General features: G+C 65.8%; 16 protein-coding genes and 1 pseudogene. 10 read left to right on the top strand and 7 right to left on the bottom strand.

What is annotated here, in order from left to right; genetic code table 11:
* On the bottom strand, window positions 1-510 hold a 510-nt coding region (locus KDB67_RS05585; protein WP_291013452.1), incomplete at its 3' end, for a TetR/AcrR family transcriptional regulator.
* Between the two features lie 190 nt (window positions 511-700).
* On the opposite strand from KDB67_RS05585, the gene KDB67_RS05580 reads away from it, so the two are divergent.
* Complete coding sequence (locus KDB67_RS05580) at window positions 701-1,156, top strand: nitroreductase/quinone reductase family protein (protein WP_291013445.1); 456 nt, start codon at window positions 701-703, stop codon at window positions 1,154-1,156.
* A gap of 98 nt (window positions 1,157-1,254) precedes the next feature.
* Window positions 1,255-2,589, top strand: coding sequence for a DNA polymerase IV (locus tag KDB67_RS05575; RefSeq protein ID WP_291013450.1), 1,335 nt, complete (start codon window positions 1,255-1,257; stop codon window positions 2,587-2,589).
* Between the two features lie 26 nt (window positions 2,590-2,615).
* On the opposite strand, the gene KDB67_RS05570 is transcribed toward KDB67_RS05575, so the two are convergent.
* On the bottom strand, window positions 2,616-3,581 hold the full coding sequence (locus KDB67_RS05570) for an asparaginase (protein ID WP_291013443.1): 966 nt from the start codon (window positions 3,579-3,581) through the stop codon (window positions 2,616-2,618).
* Between the two features lie 203 nt (window positions 3,582-3,784).
* Here KDB67_RS05570 and KDB67_RS05565 point away from each other — a divergent pair, with 203 nt between their 5' ends.
* A complete protein-coding gene (locus KDB67_RS05565; RefSeq protein WP_291013440.1) occupies window positions 3,785-4,321 on the top strand; it encodes a hypothetical protein in 537 nt (178 codons plus the stop codon).
* A 114-nt stretch (window positions 4,322-4,435) separates the two neighbouring features.
* Here the strand turns inward: KDB67_RS05565 and KDB67_RS05560 are convergent, their stop codons facing one another.
* Complete coding sequence (locus KDB67_RS05560; protein ID WP_291013437.1) at window positions 4,436-5,476, bottom strand: hypothetical protein; 1,041 nt, start codon at window positions 5,474-5,476, stop codon at window positions 4,436-4,438.
* A gap of 53 nt (window positions 5,477-5,529) precedes the next feature.
* Between KDB67_RS05560 and lspA the strand changes: the two genes are divergently transcribed.
* From lspA to KDB67_RS05525, 7 genes are all read left to right on the top strand, one after another.
* Complete coding sequence (gene lspA / locus KDB67_RS05555; protein WP_291013435.1) at window positions 5,530-6,201, top strand: signal peptidase II; 672 nt, start codon at window positions 5,530-5,532, stop codon at window positions 6,199-6,201.
* On the top strand, window positions 6,194-7,117 hold the full coding sequence (locus tag KDB67_RS05550; protein ID WP_291013432.1) for an RluA family pseudouridine synthase: 924 nt from the start codon (window positions 6,194-6,196) through the stop codon (window positions 7,115-7,117). The genes lspA and KDB67_RS05550 overlap by 8 nt, the downstream gene beginning before the upstream one ends.
* 359 nt (window positions 7,118-7,476) lie before the next feature.
* Entirely contained in the window at window positions 7,477-11,025 is a 3,549-nt protein-coding gene (dnaE, locus tag KDB67_RS05545) for a DNA polymerase III subunit alpha (protein ID WP_291013429.1), read from the top strand.
* Window positions 11,026-11,115: 90 nt separating this feature from the next.
* Window positions 11,116-11,349 (top strand): hypothetical protein, encoded by a 234-nt coding sequence (locus KDB67_RS05540; protein ID WP_291013427.1) that lies wholly within the window; start codon window positions 11,116-11,118, stop codon window positions 11,347-11,349.
* Between the two features lie 149 nt (window positions 11,350-11,498).
* Window positions 11,499-12,881 carry a threonine ammonia-lyase IlvA gene (gene ilvA, locus KDB67_RS05535; protein ID WP_291013447.1) on the top strand — a complete coding sequence of 461 codons (1,383 nt, stop codon included), beginning with the start codon at window positions 11,499-11,501 and terminating at the stop codon, window positions 12,879-12,881.
* 41 nt (window positions 12,882-12,922) lie between these two features.
* Window positions 12,923-13,135: a hypothetical protein gene (locus KDB67_RS05530; protein WP_291013425.1), complete on the top strand. Its 213-nt coding sequence runs from the start codon at window positions 12,923-12,925 to the stop codon at window positions 13,133-13,135.
* Window positions 13,136-13,219: 84 nt separating this feature from the next.
* Complete coding sequence (locus KDB67_RS05525; RefSeq protein WP_291013423.1) at window positions 13,220-13,621, top strand: PPOX class F420-dependent oxidoreductase; 402 nt, start codon at window positions 13,220-13,222, stop codon at window positions 13,619-13,621.
* A 231-nt stretch (window positions 13,622-13,852) separates the two neighbouring features.
* On the opposite strand, the gene KDB67_RS05520 is transcribed toward KDB67_RS05525, so the two are convergent.
* From KDB67_RS05520 to KDB67_RS05505, 4 genes and pseudogenes are all read right to left on the bottom strand, one after another.
* Window positions 13,853-14,548 carry a DUF6745 domain-containing protein gene (locus KDB67_RS05520; RefSeq protein WP_291013421.1) on the bottom strand — a complete coding sequence of 232 codons (696 nt, stop codon included), beginning with the start codon at window positions 14,546-14,548 and terminating at the stop codon, window positions 13,853-13,855.
* A gap of 546 nt (window positions 14,549-15,094) precedes the next feature.
* Complete coding sequence (gene treZ / locus KDB67_RS05515; RefSeq protein WP_291013419.1) at window positions 15,095-16,876, bottom strand: malto-oligosyltrehalose trehalohydrolase; 1,782 nt, start codon at window positions 16,874-16,876, stop codon at window positions 15,095-15,097.
* Between the two features lie 120 nt (window positions 16,877-16,996).
* Window positions 16,997-19,315, bottom strand: coding sequence for a malto-oligosyltrehalose synthase (treY, locus tag KDB67_RS05510; RefSeq protein WP_291013417.1), 2,319 nt, complete (start codon window positions 19,313-19,315; stop codon window positions 16,997-16,999).
* Window positions 19,315-19,709: pseudogene (locus KDB67_RS05505) on the bottom strand (glycogen debranching enzyme GlgX); the annotation flags it as partial. The pseudogene KDB67_RS05505 and the gene treY, both read right to left, overlap by 1 nt.

The following is a 19,709-nucleotide window of genomic DNA, read 5'->3' as shown; positions in this document are numbered from 1 at the left end:
GATCACCGGATCGGGCAACGCAAGCCCGAACTCGTCACGAATCGCCGACAGGTCCGCCGAGATCGCCGCAGCGCAATCCGGCAGGTCATCGCGCACCAATCCACGTGCATGCGCGTCTGCGAGTTCACGCAGCAGCGTGGCGACGACCCGCGTGCCGGGCACCACGGTCTGTTCGGCGGGCGCGGCGTATCCGGGTACGGGACTGCCGTAGAGCAATGCCCAGCGCGCGGGATCATCGACCGCCCATCGCCGTACCGTCGTCGCGGCGGCCAATAACCGTGCCTCCGGATCGTCGCCGCCGGCCTGCGCGACGGCGGTGTCGACGGCGTCGGCGAGATCGGCATATCCCTCCACCAGCAGCATGGTCAGCAGATCGTCGCGGCTGGGCACGTACCGGTACACCGCCGACGAGACGACACCGAGTTCCCGGGCGATCGCGCGCAACGACAGCCCGGCCGCACCGTGTGTGCGCAGATGGCTGCGCCCAAGCGCACGGATGTGCTGTTCCATCGCTTCACGATTGGCGGCGCGACTGCCGCGCGACCGTCTGGTTCCGGCCGGCTCGGGGTGGGTCTGCGAACTGGTCACTACACGATCATGCCATAAATGAGAGCGGTGCTCCTGAAGTTGTGCGGACGGTGAGGCACAATCAAAACGAGATCAATGCTCTCGAAATTGCACTTCAACTCAGGAGGCTGCTATGAACGCCGCGACCCACTACATCCCGCCGAACCGGTTCGACCGCGCTTTCAACGCTGTCGTCGGTGGTCTCGCACGGCTAGGAGTGAACGTCGCCGGCGCCGAGACGCTGACCGTCATCGGGTGGAAAACCGGCCGGCCGCAGGAGATCCCGGTCAATCCGCTCACCCTTGATGACGACGAATTCCTGGTCGCGGTCCGCGGCGAAACCCAGTGGGTACGCAACGTACGCGCCACTGCGACGGTAGAACTGCGGCGAGGCAGGCGGGTCCGCCGCGTCATTCTGGAGGAGGTGGCGGTAGCCGACCGCGCCCCGATCATCGCGGCCTACCTCGCCAAGTGGGGCTGGGAGGTGGGCCGGTTCCTACCCGGACATCTCACGCCCGGCGCCTCGGTCGACGAGATCGCCACCGAGGCCGCCAAGCTCCCGGTCTTCATCGTGCGCCCGGCCGGCTGACCGGCGTCGACGTCCGCCCGGCCGGGTCGTCGGACGCGCGAACTACCATGCGAGGTGTGGCCGAAGCACCCGAGGACGAACGCGGTTCGCGCTGGGTGATGCATCTGGACATGGATGCCTTCTTCGCCTCCGTAGAGCAACTCACCCGCCCGACTCTGCGCGGGAGGCCCGTCCTGGTCGGCGGGCTCGGTGGCCGGGGCGTTGTGGCCGGGGCCAGTTACGAGGCCCGTGTCTTCGGCGCCCGGTCGGCGATGCCGATGCATCAGGCACGACGGCTGGTCGGTGCCGGTGCGGTGGTGTTGCCGCCCCGTGTATCGGTGTACCGCAAGGCCAGTGAGCGCACATTTTCCATTGTCCGAGAGGTGATTCCGGTCATCGAGATGCTCTCTTTCGATGAGGCCTTCGGCGAGCCGGCCGAGTTGGTGGGGGCATCGGTGGCCGAAGTCACCGCGTTCGCCGAGAACATCCGCACCCGCATCGAGGCCGAGACGGGACTGACGGCGTCGGTGGGGTTCGGCAGCGGGAAACAGATCGCCAAGATCGCCTCGGGCATGGCCAAACCCGACGGCGTGCTCGCGCTGGCCCCCAGTGCCGAACTCGGCTTCCTGCACGCACTTCCGGTCCGCAAACTCTGGGGGATCGGGCCGGTGTCGGGGGACAAGCTGACCCGGCTCGGCGTCGACACCATCGGCGATTTCGCGGCGATGTCCGACATCGAGGTGGCCTCGGTCCTCGGCGGCACCCTCGGCCCCGCCCTGCACCGGCTCGCTCAGGGCATCGACGACAGACCTGTCGCCGAACGAGCCTCCGCCAAACAGATCAGCGCCGAATCGACCTTCCCGGAAGACATCACCACGATGCCCGGTCTGCGGACCGCGATCTCCCGGGTCGCCGCGGACGCCCACCGGAGGCTGCTCGCCGACGGTCGCGGCGCCCGGACGGTGGTGCTCAAGCTCAAGCGCACCGATATGTCGATTCTCACCCGATCGGCCACTCTCGGGACGGGCACCACCGACCTGGACACACTCACCGCGACGGCACAGCGACTGGCGCTCGACCCGCTGGAAATCGGCCCTATCCGGCTCGTCGGCGTGAGTTTCTCGGGTCTCACCGACACCGAGCAGTACACGCTGTTCGACGACACCCGAGGTCCCGGGAACGATGAAGCTGACACCACCGCAACGGATACGGAATCAGCACCGCCGGGAGTGGTGAGTGTCCAGAAGGGCGACCCGGCGTCGCCGGAGTGGTCGACCGGCACCGATGTGGTCCACGCCGGCCACGGTCACGGCTGGGTACAGGGCGCCGGACACGGCGTGGTCACCGTCCGTTTCGAAACCAGTGCGACCGGACCCGGCCGGGCGGTCACGTTTGCGGCCGACGGCACCGAACTGCGCCGCGCCGACCCCCTCGACAGCCTCGTATGGGACTGAGCGACAGCGGGAATCGGCAGAGCGGCTCAGCCGATCGCCGGGTCGCTGGCCCGGAAGAACTCGGCGATCTGCGCGGCGTCGTGGCCGGCACCGAGCAGCACGGCCAGCGCAATCCGGGCCTGCGGTGCGCGAAGCCAGCGGGAGATGATCGCACCCGCACGTTCGAGGTCGACGGCGCCACCGCCGCCGCCGTAGGTGGGGACGATCGGTCCGTACGGCACCCGGCTGGTCACCACGACCACGACTCCATCGTGCACGGCCTGGGCCACCTGGGCGGTCACGTCGGGATGGGTATTTCCCGAACCTGTTGCGGCGAGCACGATTCCGGCCGCATTCTGCGATACGGCCGCGGCGATGAGACCGGGGGACACGCCCGGGTACAGCGTGAACGCGTCGACCCGCGCATGAGCTACCGCCGATATGTCGGCATCGATCACCGGCCGTGGCAGATCTGGATGGGTCGTGTCGAATGCGATTGGATTGTCGGTGGAAACCTTGAAAATGCCCCGCGCGGACCACATCCGGCCACCGAGTACCACCAGGGTGCCCTTGCCGCGCGATGACGGATCGGCTGCCACGCGCAGGGCGTCCTCGATGTTGCGTGGGCCGTCGGCGTTGGGGGCGTCGGCGGGGAACTGCGCTCCGGTGAACACCACGGGACGCTCGTCGGTGTGGAACAGATCGGCCAGGTAGGCCGTCTCCTCCATGGTGTCGGTGCCGTGGGTCACCACGACGGCCACGACTTCCGGATCGGCGAGTGTGTCGCCGATCGCCCCGATGATGCGGGACCTGTCGGCGGAGGTCATCGCCGAACTGTCAACCGACATCAGGTCGACGGCCGAGACAGTGATGTCGGGCAGCGGGTCGGTCCGCGGCGTGGACAGGTCGGGCAACAGGTCCGCCGCCGACAATGCGGGCACGGCGCCGTCGGCGGTTGTGGTGGCGGCGACAGTGCCGCCGGTGGTGAGCAAGACGATCGTCGACGTTGCCATGGATCCACCCTGTCGGTTGTGCCTCTTCCCGTCAATACGACTGCCTGTCAACACCGACCGATCACTGGTGGGCGGTTTCCTCGCTTTACCTCATCCTCAGCATCGTTTGGCATAGTGGTGTGAGCCGAGAACCGGGGACTGGTAGAGATATCCGGGTTCTCACGCCGCGAAAGCAACGATTTGCAGGACAGTAAGGGAGATCGGTGAAGTATCCGAAGTTGATCACGGCAGCAGTCATTGCGGGGTCCATCGCGCTGGTGTCTACCGGTTGCGGTTCCGACGATGACGCGCCCCTGCCCACCACGACCGCCGCTCAGACGTCGGAGTCCACAGCCGCGGGCAGCGGCACCGACGGCGACGTGACCGACGCCAAGGTGCGGCCGTCGGCGGAGACTCTGAACAAGATGCTCGAAACCGCACTCGATCCTGCCGTGCCCAGCTCGGAGAAGGTCGACCTCGTAGAGGGTGCCGAGAAGGATCCGGCCATTTTCGATGCGCTGGTCAAGCTGGTGAAGGCGAATCCCGATGTCACCTACAAGATCATTCCGCCGGTGACCTCGGACGGCCCCAACAAGGCCAAGGTCAAGGTTGAGATCAAGCTGCCCGACAACCCGGCGACGCCGGTCGACGCGGCGATCACCTACGTCGACGGCCGGTGGAAGCTCGCCCAGACCACCGTGTGCAACCTGGTCACGATGGGCGGCGACGGTGTCAAGACAGCGATGTGCCCGGCGAGCTGACCTGGCATTCTTCAGTGACCTCGCCCCACCGCTGACCTCGCCCCGCTGCTGACGGGGTGGCACCGGTGATGTGGTGACAGGGCCACCGTGAAAGGTGTGTGCTGAGCGCGAAGCTCAGCGGGCACGCCAGTTCACGGTGGCTCCTGTCTGTTGGACGATGGGCGCCGACTCGTCGGAGCCGACCAGTTCGCGCGCCCCCGACAGGGTGATGGTGGCGTCGGTGGGCAGACCGCGGTCGAGGTCGAGTGTCACCGTGCCGGTGCCTTCATTGGAATAGCGCCGCAGGGTGACGGTCTCGCTGGTGCCGGGCACCGCGAACACCGAGTTGACCGGACTCTCGTCGAACGTCACGCCGAGAACAACGCGATCGCCCGCCCACGATTTCAGGGTGACCGTCATCGTCTGGGTGACGGTCACCGCTCCGCTGATCGAACGCTCCGACTTCCACACCGCACCGACGCCCACTGGTTGGGTGGGCAGTCCGACGGATACCTGCAGCGCCTGGACCAGTGATTGTTCGATGGCGTGCCGGGCCTCCGAGCCGGACGCCTTCGTCGGCAGCAGCCGCAACGAGATCGGTACGGTGCCCGGGCCCACGGCCATTCCGGCCCGGCCGCCTTCGGACTTGGCCAGTTGCTCGTCGAGTGTAGGGTCCGGTGAGGTGGGCCGATCCAGTGCCAGTTCCAGATCGGTGGGGTCCTGACATCCGAACCGGGCGGTCATCGGGATGCTGACGGTCTGGCTACGGTCGTCGACACCGTCGGTGGCGGTGCGGGACACGGCGCTGGAGGTCACCGACAGTGTCGTCCGCTGCGGGGTATCGCGTGCGGGGGTGGCCGCCGGAACCTTGCGTGGCTCCGCGCCGGGAGCGGTGACGGTGATCTTGGCCGGCGCGATCGGGATCGGCTCGACGCCGTCGCGTCCGGAGGTCGAGTCGGTGGCGCAGCCTGTGGAGGCGTCGGATGCGGCGGTGTCGGCGGTGTCGTCCGAGCCGCATGCCGCGAGCACGAGCGTCATCACGCAGACCGCGGTGGCCGCCAGCGTCGGGAGCACAGATCGCCGGCCGGGCTGTGGGTCGGTGGATGCGCCGGCTGTGGGGGCGACAGCAGCGGCGGCGGAATCTTGCGGGCGCGACACACGGTCAAACGGGGGCACGGGGCCAGACTATTGCAGCATTCGGGGATGATGGACAGGTGGATGAGGACGCGATGAGCGAATCGGCCGGTAGCCCGGCGCTGCGCGACGAGAACGAGCGCGGCGACGACGGGCCGGTGCCCGACGGTGTGGTGGAGACCGGTGCGGCGGAGGCGGGGGCTGCCGGGGCGGTCACAGCCGTGAGCGAGGACACCGAACGTCGCCGGGTCCGACGCACCCTCGGCGTGTTGGCAGCGGTCGCCCTGACCGTCATCGCGCTCGATCAGCTCACCAAAGCGCTGGCAGTGGCCCACATCGACCCGCAGAATCCGGTCCGGATCATCGGTGACACCGTGACGCTGACTCTGGTGCGCAACAGCGGTGCCGCGTTCTCGATGGCCACCGGATACACATGGGTGCTGACGCTCGTCGCGCTCGTGGTGGTCATCGGCATCCTCCGGTACGCCTCGCGGTTGGTGTCCACGTGGTGGATCGTCGGGATCGCGCTCGTGCTCGGTGGTGCGATCGGCAACCTGATCGACCGCATGTTGCGCTCACCCGGACCACTGCGCGGTCATGTGGTCGACTTCGTGTCCGTCGGCTGGTGGCCGGTATTCAACGTCGCCGATTCGGCCGTCGTGTGCGGCGCGATTCTGCTGGTCGGCTTGTCGGTGCTCGGCTACGAGTACGACGGTTCGCGAACGGGTTTCGCCGCCCGCCGGGAATCCGGTGATGACGATGCGTGAATCGAGGATGCTGCCGGTACCCGACGGTGTCGACGGTATGCGCGTGGATGCCGGCGTCGCCCGGATTCTCGGCCTGTCCCGAACCGTCGCCGCCGGTCTGGCCGACGCGGGTGATGTGACCGTGGACGGGGTCGAGGTCGGCAAGTCCTACAAGCTGGCCGCGGGGTCGCTGCTGCACGTGGTACTGCCCGCGCCCGCCGAACCGTTGCGTGTCGAACCGACCCCGGTCGAGGACCTCGACGTCATCTACCACGACTCCGACATCGTAGTCGTCGACAAACCGGTGGGGGTGGCGGCGCATCCGTCGCTGGGCTGGAGCGGGCCGACGGTGATCGGTGCGCTGGAGGCCGCCGGATTCCGCATCTCGACGTCCGGTGCCCATGAACGGCAGGGGATCGTGCACCGCCTCGACGTCGGCACCTCCGGGGTGATGGTGGTGGCCGTCTCCGAACGTGCCTACACGCTGCTCAAACGTGCGTTCAAGCAGCGCACCGTCGACAAGGGCTATCACGCGGTGGTGCAGGGTCATCTCGATCCGCCGATCGGTACCATCGACGCCCCGATCGGCCGGCACCGCGGCAACGACTGGAAGTTCGCGGTCACCGCGAGCGGCAAACCGAGCATCACCCACTATGAGACGCTGGAGATGTTCGCCTCGGCGTCGTTGCTGGACGTGCATCTGGAAACCGGCCGCACCCATCAGATCCGGGTGCACTTCTCGGCCCTGCACCATCCGTGCTGCGGCGACCCGACCTATGGGGCCGACCCGACGCTGGCCGCGAAGCTGGGTCTGGAACGGCAGTGGCTGCACGCCAAGACCCTCGGTTTCGCCCATCCGGCCGACGGTCGCCGCGTCGAGTTCAGCAGTGACTATCCCGACGACCTGCAACACGCACTCGGCGTCCTGCGCGGCTGACCTTCTTGATCCCTGGGCAGAGGCGTTGGGCCGCACGTCCAAGTCACCCTGTGGGCGTGTCGGGTGCCTCGGTCACCGGACCCCTCGTGACCTTCGCTCCTTCGTCGCTTCAGCCTCGGGGATCAAGAAGATGGCCTACCTTCTTGATCTTTGAGGGGGATGTAAGGATCGAGTAGCTGTGGTCTACGTTCTTGATCCCTGAGGGCGACGCGACGAAGGAGCGAGCGTCTCGAAGGGGCCGGCGACCCGAGGCTCCCAACGGTGTGCCGGTCGGACGATGTCGCAGCCGACGCCTAGAGTGGGTGAAGCCCTGACGCATGACTGCGTGACGTACCTAGCCGGTGAGGTGACCTGACTCCGTGACCGATTCCTTCGTTCACCTGCACAATCACACCGAATACTCGATGCTCGACGGCGCGGCGAAAGTGTCGCCGTTGTTCGCCGAGGCCAGGCGGCTGGGGATGTCGGCGATCGGGATGACCGACCACGGCAACATGTTCGGGGCCTCGGAGTTCTATAACACGGCGGTCAAGAACGATGTGAAGCCGATCATCGGGATCGAGGCCTACATCGCGCCGGGTTCCCGGTTCGACACCAAGCGTGTGCTGTGGGGCACTCGCGATCAGAAGTCCGACGACGTGTCGGGTTCGGGTGCGTACACCCATATGACGATGGTCGCTGCCAACGCGACGGGTCTGCGGAACCTGTTCCAGCTGTCCTCGCTCGCCTCGATCGAGGGGCAGCTGGGTAAGTGGGCGCGCATGGATGAGGATCTGATCGCCGCCCACGCCGACGGCATCATCGCGACGACGGGGTGCCCGTCCGGGGAGGTACAGACTCGCCTGCGCCTCGGTCACGACCGGGAAGCCCTCGAAGCTGCCGCCAAGTGGCAGGAGATCTTCGGGCCGGAGAACTTCTATCTGGAGTTGATGGAACACGGCATCGAGATCGAATCCCGGGTCCGGGACGGGCTGCTGGAGGTCGGCCGCAAACTCGGCATCAAACCGCTGGCCACCAACGACTGCCACTACGTGACCCGTGAGCACGCGTCGGCGCATGAGGCGTTGTTGTGTGTGCAGACCGGTAAGACACTGTCGGATCCGACGCGGTTCAAGTTCGACGGCGACGGCTACTATCTCAAGTCCGCGCAGGAGATGCGGGAGCTGTGGGATTCGCAGGTACCGGGGGCGTGCGATTCGACGCTGGAGATCGGTGAGCGCGTCGAGTCGTACAAGGATGTCTTCACCCATCGGGACCGGATGCCGATCTTCCCGGTACCCGACGGGTACACGCAGGAGTCGTGGCTGAGCCGGGAGGTATTCGCCGGTCTGGAACAGCGCCGGTTCGCCGGGCGCACCGTACCGGAGGAGTACCGGGCGCGTGCCGAGTACGAGTTGCGGGTCATCAACCAGATGGGGTTCCCCGCCTACTTCCTGGTGGTCGGCGACCTGATCCGCCATGCCCTCGAAGTCGGTATCCGGGTGGGTCCGGGCCGTGGTTCGGCCGCCGGTTCGCTGGTGGCGTGGGCGCTGGGAATCACCAACATCGACCCGATCCCGCACGGTCTGCTGTTCGAACGGTTCCTGAATCCCGAACGCGTGTCGATGCCCGACATCGACATCGACTTCGACGATCGTCGGCGCGGCGAGATGGTGCGCTATGCCACCGATCGGTGGGGATCGGACAAAGTCGCTCAGGTCATCACCTTCGGCACGATCAAAACCAAAGCGGCTATTAAGGATTCGGCGCGGGTGCAGTTCGGGCAGCCGGGGTTCGCGATCGCCGACAAGATCACCAAAGCTCTGCCGCCGCCGATCATGGCAAAGGACATCTCGGTGTCCGGGATCACCAATCCCGATCATGAGCGGTATTCGGAGGCGGCCGAGGTGCGGACGCTGATCGAGACCGATCCGGATGTGAAGAAGATCTACGACACCGCGCTGGGTCTTGAGGGTCTGATCCGCAATGCGGGTGTGCACGCCTGTGCGGTGATCATGTCGTCGGAGCCGCTCACCGATGCGATTCCGGTGTGGAAACGCGCCCAGGACGGGGCGATCATCACCGGCTGGGACTACCCGTCGTGCGAGGCCATCGGCCTGCTCAAGATGGACTTCCTGGGTCTGCGCAACCTCACCGTGATCGGTGACGCGCTGGAGAACATCAAACTCAACCGCGGCATCGACCTGGATCTCGACATCCTGGCCCTCGAAGACGACAAAACCTACGAGCTCCTGGCCCGCGGCGACACCCTCGGCGTATTCCAGCTCGACGGCGCGGCCATGCGTGAGCTCCTGAAACTGATGCAGCCCACCGGATTCGAGGACATCGTCGCCGTCCTCGCGCTGTACCGGCCCGGTCCGATGGGTGTGAACGCGCACACCGACTACGCCAAACGCAAGAACGGCCTGCAAGACATCAAGCCGATTCACCCCGAACTCGAAGAACCGCTGAAAGAGATTCTCGCCGAAACATTCGGTCTGATCGTCTACCAAGAGCAGATCATGCAGATCGCTCAGAAGGTCGCCGGATATTCACTCGGACAGGCCGACTTGCTGCGCCGCGCCATGGGTAAGAAGAAGAAAGAAATTCTCGACGAGGCGTACGACGGTTTCGCCGAAGGTATGCGGGGCAACGGCTTCTCCCAAGCCGCGATCACAGCGCTGTGGGATACCGTGCTGCCGTTCGCCGGATACGCATTCAACAAATCGCACGCCGCCGGCTACGGTCTCGTGTCGTTCTGGACCGCCTACCTCAAGGCCAACTATCCGGCCGAATACATGGCCGGTCTGCTCACCTCCGTCGGCGACGACAAGGACAAGGCCGCAATCTATCTCGCCGACTGCCGCAAACTCGGCATCACAGTCCTGCCGCCCGACGTCAACGAATCACAACGCAACTTCGCCGCCGTCGGCGCCGACATCCGCTTCGGTCTCGCCGCCATCCGCAACGTCGGCACGGGTGTGGTGTCCTCAATCCTGTCCGCCCGCGAGGAAAAGGGAAAGTACACCAGTTTCTCCGACTACCTCAACAAGATCGATGTCGTGGCCTGCAACAAGAAGGTCACCGAATCACTGGTCAAGGCAGGTGCTTTCGACTCCTTGAGCCATCCGCGCAAGGGGCTGTTCCTCGTGCACGGCGATGCCATCGAATCGGTGCTCGGCACCAAGAAGGCCGAGGCCGTCGGGCAGTTCGACCTGTTCGGTGACGCCGGCGGCGGCGCCGACGACTCGATGGCCGACGTATTCGCGGTCAGGGTGCCCGACGAGGAATGGGACACCAAACACAAACTGGCCCTCGAACGGGAAATGCTCGGGCTCTACGTTTCCGGGCATCCACTCGCCGGTGTCGAGCACGCCATCGCCCAGCACACCGACACCACCATCACCTCGCTGCTCGAAGGCAACATCTCCGACGGCGCGCAGATCACGATCGGTGGCATCATCTCCTCGGTCACCCGCCGCGTCAACAAGAAGGGGGAGCCGTGGGCGGCGGTCACCCTGGAGGACATGGTCGGTGGTGTCGAGGTGTACTTCTTCCCGCGCGCCTTCCAGACGTACGGCCTCGACATCGTCGCCGACAACATCGTGCTCATTAAGGCGCGCGTCAACATGCGCGAGGATTCCATGATGATCAGCGCCAACGACCTGGCCGTACCCGACCTGTCGTCGGCCGGTGCCACCAAACCGGTGAGCCTGACCCTGCCCGCCCGCATGTGCACCCCCGACCGGGTGCAGCAACTCAAACAGGTACTCACCAGGCATCCGGGCATGGCCGACGTGCACGTCACCCTTGTCAGCGATCAGCGGCAGACGTTGCTGAGACTCGCCGAGAACATGCGCGTCACTCCCAGCTCAGCGCTGATGGGTGACCTCAAAGCACTGCTCGGAGCCGGCTGCCTCAACTCCTGACATTTGCGTTTTCAGTCACACCTGTTCACCAAAGTTCGGTGAGCCGAACATTTGCGTCGTAGGATGGTGGAAACCGTCCTGGGAGGCGCCATGACCACGATCATCGAGTCGATTGACACGATCCGGCCCAGCCACACCCACGCGACCGTCGACATCGCGGGCGTGGCGTGGCCGGTCTACAAGGTCCGGGCACTGGTCGTCGCCGCAATCGCCGCCCTGATCGCGCTCGTACTCACCGGCTCAGGCGAGGTCACCATGTGGGCCTGCGCCCTCACCCTCACCACCCTCTGGTGGGCCGGCCGCCTGCGCCCCCAACTTTCTTGATCCCTGAGCCGACGAGCACGGTAGCCCCCACGCTTCTTGATCCCTGAGGCCGAAGCGACGAAGGAGCGAGGGTCACGAAGGGTCCGGTGACACGCCCACATGACCGGACCACCACCCTTACCACCCGCCCCCACACCGCCGGTGAGACCATGGAACCCGTGACTGTGCAGCAATCGGCGGATGCCGACCTATCGTCGGCATTGGGTGTGGCAAAGGTGGACGAGGCCGCCGAACGGATCGCCGACGCGGTGGCGCGCACGCCGCTGGAGCCGTGCCCCCGGCTCAGCGCCGCCACCGGAGCACAGATCTACCTCAAACGCGAAGACCTGCAGACCGTCCGCTCGTACAAGATCCGCGGTGCCTACAACGTGATGGCGCAACTCTCGGACGAGGAATTGGCCAAGGGCGTCGTCGCCGCCAGCGCCGGCAATCACGCCCAGGGCGTCGCGTACGCCTGTCGGTCGATGAAGGTGCACGGCCGGATCTACGTGCCCACCACCACCCCCAAACAGAAGCGCGACCGAATCCGTTGGCACGGCGGTGAATTCGTCGAACTCCTGGCGGTCGGCGACACCTACGACGCCGCCGCGGCAGCCGCCCAGGCCGATGTGCTGCGGACGGGCGCGGCCTGGATCCATGCCTTCGACGACGTCCGCACCGCCGCCGGTCAGGGCACCATCGCCCGCGAGATCGTCGAGCAACTCGGCAAGGTGCCCGACTACGTGATCGCGCCCGTCGGCGGCGGCGGCTGTCTCGCCGGCATCGCGTCCTACCTGCGCGCCATCAGCGATGAGGTGACGATCGTCGGCGTGGAACCGACCGGTGCGGTGTCGCTGGCCGCGGCCCTGGCCACCGGCGGCCCGTACACTCTTGGCTCCATCGACCCGTTCGTCGACGGTGCCGCCGTCAAACGCATCGGGAACCTGGGGTACCGGGTGATGTCCGGGCTGGGCGCCAGCGTCAGTGAACACACCGTGCTCGACGCGATCGGCATCACCTCCGGAGTGGACGTCAAACCGGCCGGACTGGTGACGCTGCCCGCCGGTGCCGCACACATCACCCACGTCGATGAGGGCGCGATCTGTTCGGCCATGCTCGGCCTGTATCAGAACGAGGGCATTATCGCCGAACCCGCGGGCGCCTTGTCGGTGACGGGTCTGAGCGAGGTGGACATCCCGCCGGGCGCGACCGTCGTGTGTCTGGTGTCCGGCGGCAACAACGACGTCTCCCGCTACGGCGAGATCATCGAACGATCCCTCGTCCATCAGGGCCTAAAGCACTATTTCCTGGTGCATTTTCCGCAGGAACCGGGCGCGCTGCGCCGCTTCCTCGATGAGGTACTCGGCCCCGACGACGACATCACCTTGTTCGAGTATGTCAAGCGCAACAACCGCGAGACGGGGGCCGCGCTCGTGGGCGTCCAGCTCGGTGCACCCGAGGGTCTTGCAGGTCTGATGGACCGCATGTCCCACTCGCGCCTGAACTGCGAACGCCTCGAACCCGGCACCCCCGCCTACGACTACCTCACCTGAACAAGTGAGGGCAGGAACGTTCATCGCGGCGACTGCTCGACGTGCTGTTACGTGAGCCGGTCATCGATTCAGACACGGCCGCAGCAGAATTGGGGATCGCTGTCGGCAACGTCGGCCGCACCGTGCAGCCCCTGGTCGAAGTCGGAATACTGCACGAGTTCACCGGTTTCAACCGCAATCGAATGTGGCACGCCAAGGAAGTCACCGACGCCCTCGACGCTTTCGCTACCAGGGCAGCGCGCCGCGCAGACTGACCGCGCTCGCATTCCCATCGTATCGTCGCACGGTCATCGTGAGCACTTGACATCAAGTGGACTTGAGGTTCTACGGTGGTGCACATGCCTGCTTTCGGAGAATCCGTGCTCGATGACCCCGCCGTGCTGAAATACCTTGACTCCCAAACGCTTGGCCGCCTCGCGACGGTCGACAAGTCGGGTGCACCCCAGAACTCCCCGGTGAGTTTCACGATCAATCATGAGCTGGGAACCATCGATATCGGCGGTTACACGATGTCAACGAGCCGCAAGTACCGCAACCTGGCCACCAACGACCGCGTCGCGTTCGTCGTCGATGACGTGTTCTCGGTGCGACCGTGGAAGGTACGGATGGTCGAGATCCGCGGCAGGGGAGAGCAGGTGCCCGGAACCACCTCCGAACCCGGCCACGACGACGCCCTCATCCGGGTCCACCCCGACCGTGTCATCGTCTTCGGCATCACCTCCGCCAGTACTGCGGAGTAGTTCGATGCCTGACGATGGCACGCTTTGTGCCGTTGTCCACGATCTGACCACCACTTCGGGGAGTAGATCCGCGGGCACGATGATCAGATCACCTTGAGCCTGGAGACCGTCAACGATCGGAATCGCGACGCTGCGGTCCAGGTGGTCGAGCACGTCTCGGCCGGATAGGTGGCTGAGGGCAGAGAGGGTCAGTGAATTCATTTGGTTACCTTGGTTTGTCGGAATGTGCGATCAGGTGCGGCGGACCAGCCGCGCGTAGTCGTCGCCTGCGATGCCGTAGGTCCAGCCGGCGGCGGTCAGGGCATCAGAAATATAGCGGGGGACGTAGAGTCCGTAGCGTCGTCGGCGGCCATCGCGCTCAACGGAACCGTTGTCCACCAGTAGGATTCGGAAGTCCTCAATCCATTTGTGGGGGTTTCCGTACAGTCTCAACGTGCAGCCCGGATTTCCGGGATCATGGGCGGCATCGAGCAAGGTGAGGCCGGTGGCGTCGATGTAGGTGTCCCAGCCGATTCTTTCGATCGCGGTCCGCCGGATTTCGACGTTGCGCTCGTCCCGTATTCGTTTCGCTGTCGGGTCGGTGACCACCCATTGCGGCACGATGGTGCCGTGAATCGCGAAAATGGTGAGACCATCCGCGAATTCGACCGCCGGACCGTTCTCGTGGTGCAGGCGTCGTTCGCCGTGGTAGTTGCCGGGGATCGGTTCGGTGTGCATGGCGACCGGGCGGTCTGCCATGACACACACGTTTGGTAGCGCCCACCACCAGCCCGTCGACGCAGTGACTGCGGTGAACAGGTCGAGGAAATGGTCGTCGTCGGGTTGGAATGTGATCAAGCCGTGTGCCACACCATCGATCAGGGTGGTCTGCAACGATTCCCACACCGTCACCTCGACGATATGACCTGGCGGGGCACCCCTTTCCATTGCCTCCAGAGGATCGGAGAATCGCGTCGCTTCGGTGGTCGACAGAGCTTCCAGCTGTTGGTGACCGCGGTGGCAGCCGCGCGTTCATCCGCTTGGTGGATTCTGCGATCAGCTCCGAAATCAACCCGCTCGGACTGGTGAAGACATCTGTCACACGGGCGGAGGGGTGATGTGTTGCAATAGTGTCGATCGCCGAGGCCGGAGACGGTACCCATTCGAATTGTGGTGGTGAACAACCGCATCGAGCATGAATCTCGATTGCTGCCGCCTCAGCGGCGCTGCGGTCGGCGGGGGCTGTACGCAGGCCGTAGTCCAGCCATTCGTCGCGGGTGGCGACGATCGCCTCGGTCAGCTCGGGAAACCGACTGGTGTGATCGGGGATGACGACCCATAATCGGGTCCGTGCGGCGCTCACGCGACGGTGGCGGTGTCCGCCTTTCCTGTAGTCATAGCGATTCACTGTACACCCGCACCGTCATGGCGTAAGGGCAACGGAGCGTCACGCATCCCGCGTCACGAAGTTTACGAGGCGGGAAGTGGCCGAGGTCAGCGGCGACGGCCGATGGCGACAGTGTGGGGGGCCAGGGCCAGGACGGTACCGGTTTCGTGGTAGTCGCCCCAGGCCAGGGCGACGCCGAGCTGGATCGGAACGCCCACGGGTGCGGTGCCGAGGTTGCACACGACGCTCCACGCACCCCGGTGCATCGCGAACCATTGCGCATCGGTGTCATAGGTGACCGTCACGGATTCGAACCGATCGTCGGCAAGGTCGGGCTCGTTGTGCCGCAATGAGATCAGGGATCCGTAGAAGTCGAGCATGGCGGCGTTCTCGGGGCGCGATGGCTCGCTCCAGTCGAGGGTGGAGCGCCGGAACGTCTCGGGATCCTGCGGATCGGGCACGTCGTCGGTGTGCCAGCCGTGTTCGGCGAACTCTGCCCGGCGGCCGTTGCGAACCGCGTCGCCGAGTTCCGGTTCGGGGTGGGAGGTGAAGTACTGGAATGGGGTTCGTGCCGCCCATTCCTCACCCTGGAACAGCATCGGGGTGAACGGGGAGAGCAGCACCAGCGCCGCCTTGATGGCGAGTTGCCCGGCGTTGAGGTAGGCGGTGGGCCGGTCGCCGATGGCGCGGTTGCCGATCTGGTCGTGGTTGCAGGTGAACACCACCAGCCGCGATGCCGGAACCTGATCGACCGGAATTGGCCGGCCGTGATGGCGACGGCGGAACGAGGAATAGGTTCCATCGTGAAAGAACCCACCGCACAGTACTTTTGCCAGACATTCGAATGATCCGAAATCGGCGTAATAGCCCTGTCGTTCACCGGACACCGCGGTGTGGATCGCGTGGTGCACGTCGTCGTCCCACTGGGCGTCGAGACCGAAACCGCCACCGGCCCGGGGTGCGATGAGCCGCGGATCGTTCAGGTCGCTTTCGGCGATCAACGACAACGGGCGGCCCAGCTCATCGGACAACTCGGCGACCCGCACCGCCAGCTCTTCCAGAATGTGTACGGCTCGATGATCCATCAGAGCGTGCACAGCGTCCAGACGCAGGGCGTCGGCGCCGAAATCGCGGAACCAGCGCAGTGCACTCTCGATGATGAACGCGCGCACCTCGTCGGAATCGGCGTCGGCGAGGTTGATCGTGGATCCCCAATTGTTCGCTCCGCCGGTGAAATACGGGCCGAATCGGGGCAGGTAGTTGCCGGATGGTCCGAGATGGTTGTACACGGCGTCGACGATCACCCCGAGCCCGCGGGCATGGCAGGCATCGACGAATCGGACGAAACCATCAGGCCCGCCGTATGGTTCGTGCACCGCGAACCAGCCCACACCGTCATACCCCCAGCCGTGATCACCGTTGAAGGCGTTGATCGGCAGGACCTCCACGAATCCGATGCCCAGGTGGACGAGATGGTCGAGCCGCTCGATAGCCGCATCGAAGGTGCCGCCCGGGGTGAAGGTGCCGATGTGCAACTCGTATGTCACCGCGCCATCGACGGAACGGCCCGCCCACGAGGTGGGAACCGGGGGAGTGTGCACCTGCGACCAGCCGTGCACGCCGTCGGGCAGGCGCAGCGAACGCGGATCTGGGACGGGGTCACCGCCATCGACGGCGAACGCGTACCGGGTTCCGTCGGCAGGCACGTCGAGGTCGCCGGCTGCTTCCGCGGGGACCGACCACCAGCCGCCGTCGTCGCGGACCAGGCTCACCACCTGAACCACGTCGGGACGCTCGACGTGCAGGTCGACCTGCTCCGCCGTCGGCCCCCATACTGCGATGTCGGCGATGGTTGCGGGAATCAGCGGATGCTCGGATGCGGAACTCACGACCCTCACGCTATGCGCACCAGGCGGTGGCCGCACGACGGGACGAGAACCGCCCGCCCGCGCGCGACGAACGCATATGTGTGTCGCCGGTTCGCGTGAGGGTGGTTTATGTCCGCTGGTTCAGGTGCGTTCCAGGATTGCGACGGGGGATTGGGCGCGCAGTTCGGATAGGGGTGCCGGGCCGGTGAACGTGCTGCCGGTGGCGGCGTCTTTCCAAGTGCCTTCCGGCAGTTGCACTGTGGTGTCCGACGGGTCGAGGCGATGAGTGCAGCGGCCCGTCACCACCACCACGTCCGGTTCGTCTCCGGAGCCGCGGGCAAAGGCGATCACATGGTTGGCGGCAGGGCCGTCGGCGGTCAGTGGCAGGTAGTTGCCGCCGGGACCGAACGCCGCCGGATGCCGGCCGCGCACCGATAAGGCGAGTCGCAGCAGCTCGGTCTTACGGTCCGGTGGTCGGGTGTAGTCCACGGGACGCCGATTGTCGGGGTCGACCAGCGAGTCGTCCCACCACTGCGTGCCCTGGTAGATATCCGGAACACCGGGACCCAAGACAGCTATCGCTTTGCGTGCCAATGATTCCTGAATCCAACCGGGGGCGATGAGGCCGACGAACGCACTGATCGAGGCTGCGACCTGCCCGGTGGTGACGGTGTTGATCCAGATGCCCAGACCGGTTTCGAAACCGTCGTCGACGGCCGTCCACGATGTCCCGATGCCGCCTTCGCGCGCGGCTTTGCGTGCGTAGTCCCGTAGCCTGCGGCGCAGCGCGGTATCGAGAACCGCTACCGGTACCCCCGCATCGTCGACCGGCCACACCCCGATGATGTTCTGCAACAAGAAGTATCCGGTCAGTGGCTCCGGCGGCGGGGCGTCACGCCACACTGTGCGCACCAGGATGCTCCAGCGACCGGGGACCTGCGCGATCATGGCGATCCGGGCGCGTACATCCTCGCTGCGCTTGGTGTCGTGGGTCGACGTCGCGGTCAGCGCCGCCGGCCAGTCGCGGGCCCGGGCGATATTGATACCGTGAAACTCGTTGGCGGACATCGAAGGATTGGCAGGATCGCCGCCCACCTCCTGCGCCGACAGTAGTCGAGCCGTCCGGTAGAAGATACTGTCCTCAACGCTTTTCGCGGTCACTGCACCGCACGTCTGGGCCAGCCGCGACGACACCCGGCCCGGTTGTGCGGTCAGGTCGGCGATGGTCGCAAGCGCACCGCTCAGATGCGGGTGGTCGGCCGCGACGCGGTCGGCGGCATACAGGAGGCGGGTCCGTAGCGACGGGTAGTCGGCCCGGTACACACCGAGCTCGGCTATCAGATGGGCTGTGGCGTCGGCGATCTCGCTGTCGGGGAGGCGCCGCTCGTCGGGTGGTGATGAGGCGATCGCCCGGATCAGCCGCCGATGCTCGGTGGGGAACATCTCCGTGACGGTGAGCAGTTTGCGGGAGTGTTCGGCTTCGGTGATCCACGCGGCGTCACCGGGATTCCCTACGACCCTGTCGTGGATCTCGGCGAGCTCGACGACGCCCGCCGACGGTACGAACACCGAATCGATGGTGCGCAACTGTTCGTAACCGGTGGTTCCGTCCACCGGCAGTGTCGGCTCCAGCGGTTCGTCCACCGCCAGCACCTTCTCGATGTAGATCAGCCGTTCATCGCCGAGAAGCTCGCGCAGATCCCGCAGATAGCCCTGCGGATCCCACAGCCCGTCCGGATGATCCACGCGCACACCGTCGATGAGGTCGGCCATCAGCAGCGCGGCGATCCATTCGTGGGTGGCGGCGAAGACCCGCGGCTCCTCCTGCCGCAGGCCGGCCAGCTCGTTGACGGTGAAGAACCTTCGGTAGCCGACGAGCCCGGAGTTCCACGGCACCAGCCGATAATGCTGACGTTCATGCACCTGCGAAGGTGTGCCGTCGCCGGTGCCCTCAGCCACCGGGAACGCGTGGTCGAAATACCGCAGCACCGTGCCATCGGGATCGAGCGTGAAATCGGACGGATCTGCGTCGGCACCGAGCACCGGCAACGCGATCTTGCCGTCGGCGCCGTTGTCGACGGAGAAATCGACGTCGAAGAAGTCGGCGAACTCCGACGCCGCGCCCTTGGCCAGGAGATCGGCGAACCATGGGTTGGCCATCGCGTCGGCCACACCGGTGTGATTGGGCACGATGTCGATGATGATGCCGAGGCCGAATTGAGTTGCGGCGCCGCGTAGCCGGGTCAGCCCGTCGAGACCACCAAGGATCTCCGCGACCTGCGGCGGCGGCACCCAATCGTAGCCGTGCGTCGATCCGGGCATCGCGGTACCGATCGGGGACAGATAAAGGTGGGAAACCCCGAGCCCCGCGATATGCGGGAGCACCCCGATCACCTCGTCGAATCCGAAATCTGGAGTCAACTGGATCCGGTAGGTGGCCACCGGCGACCGCGAGACCATCAGGCCGTCTTCCGCAGGACCAGAACAGACCTGCCGCGAACCGGCAGCGGTTCCTCCGCGCATCCCACCGCCGACGTGTCGCCGGTGGCATGCGCGGAGTCGAGCACCCCTTCCCAATTCAGCCCGTACCGCGACGACGGCAGATGGAAGTCGATCGTGTCGTGGTGGGCGTTGAAACAGATGAAGAAGCTGTCGTCGGTGATCTTGTTGCCGCGTGTGTCGGTTTCACCGATCCCGTCACCGTTGAGGAACACCGCGAGGGATTTGCCGAAGCCGCTGTGCCAGTCGTCGGTGGTCATCTCCTGCCCGGCCGGGGTCAGCCACGCGATGTCGAGTGTCTGGTCACCCCACCGGATCGGAACGCCGGCGAAGAACCGGCGTCTGCGCAGCACCG

Source organism: Gordonia sp. (in: high G+C Gram-positive bacteria), from assembly GCF_020438995.1.
GTDB lineage: Bacteria > Actinomycetota > Actinomycetes > Mycobacteriales > Mycobacteriaceae > Gordonia.
The sequence above is the reverse complement of the archived record's forward strand: the minus strand, read 5'-3'. Positions and strand labels throughout refer to the sequence as shown.

Coding starts and splice junctions, on each gene's coding strand:
- KDB67_RS05540 (WP_291013427.1), top strand. CDS start 11,116: ATGACCACGATCATCGAGTCGATTGACACGATCCGGCCCAGCCACACC.
- KDB67_RS05570 (WP_291013443.1), bottom strand. CDS start 3,581: ATGGCAACGTCGACGATCGTCTTGCTCACCACCGGCGGCACTGTCGCC.
- lspA (WP_291013435.1), top strand. CDS start 5,530: ATGAGCGAATCGGCCGGTAGCCCGGCGCTGCGCGACGAGAACGAGCGC.
- ilvA (WP_291013447.1), top strand. CDS start 11,499: ATGGAACCCGTGACTGTGCAGCAATCGGCGGATGCCGACCTATCGTCG.
- KDB67_RS05520 (WP_291013421.1), bottom strand. CDS start 14,548: ATGGAAAGGGGTGCCCCGCCAGGTCATATCGTCGAGGTGACGGTGTGG.
- KDB67_RS05580 (WP_291013445.1), top strand. CDS start 701: ATGAACGCCGCGACCCACTACATCCCGCCGAACCGGTTCGACCGCGCT.
- KDB67_RS05575 (WP_291013450.1), top strand. CDS start 1,255: ATGCATCTGGACATGGATGCCTTCTTCGCCTCCGTAGAGCAACTCACC.
- KDB67_RS05550 (WP_291013432.1), top strand. CDS start 6,194: ATGCGTGAATCGAGGATGCTGCCGGTACCCGACGGTGTCGACGGTATG.
- KDB67_RS05525 (WP_291013423.1), top strand. CDS start 13,220: ATGCCTGCTTTCGGAGAATCCGTGCTCGATGACCCCGCCGTGCTGAAA.
- treY (WP_291013417.1), bottom strand. CDS start 19,315: ATGGTCTCGCGGTCGCCGGTGGCCACCTACCGGATCCAGTTGACTCCA.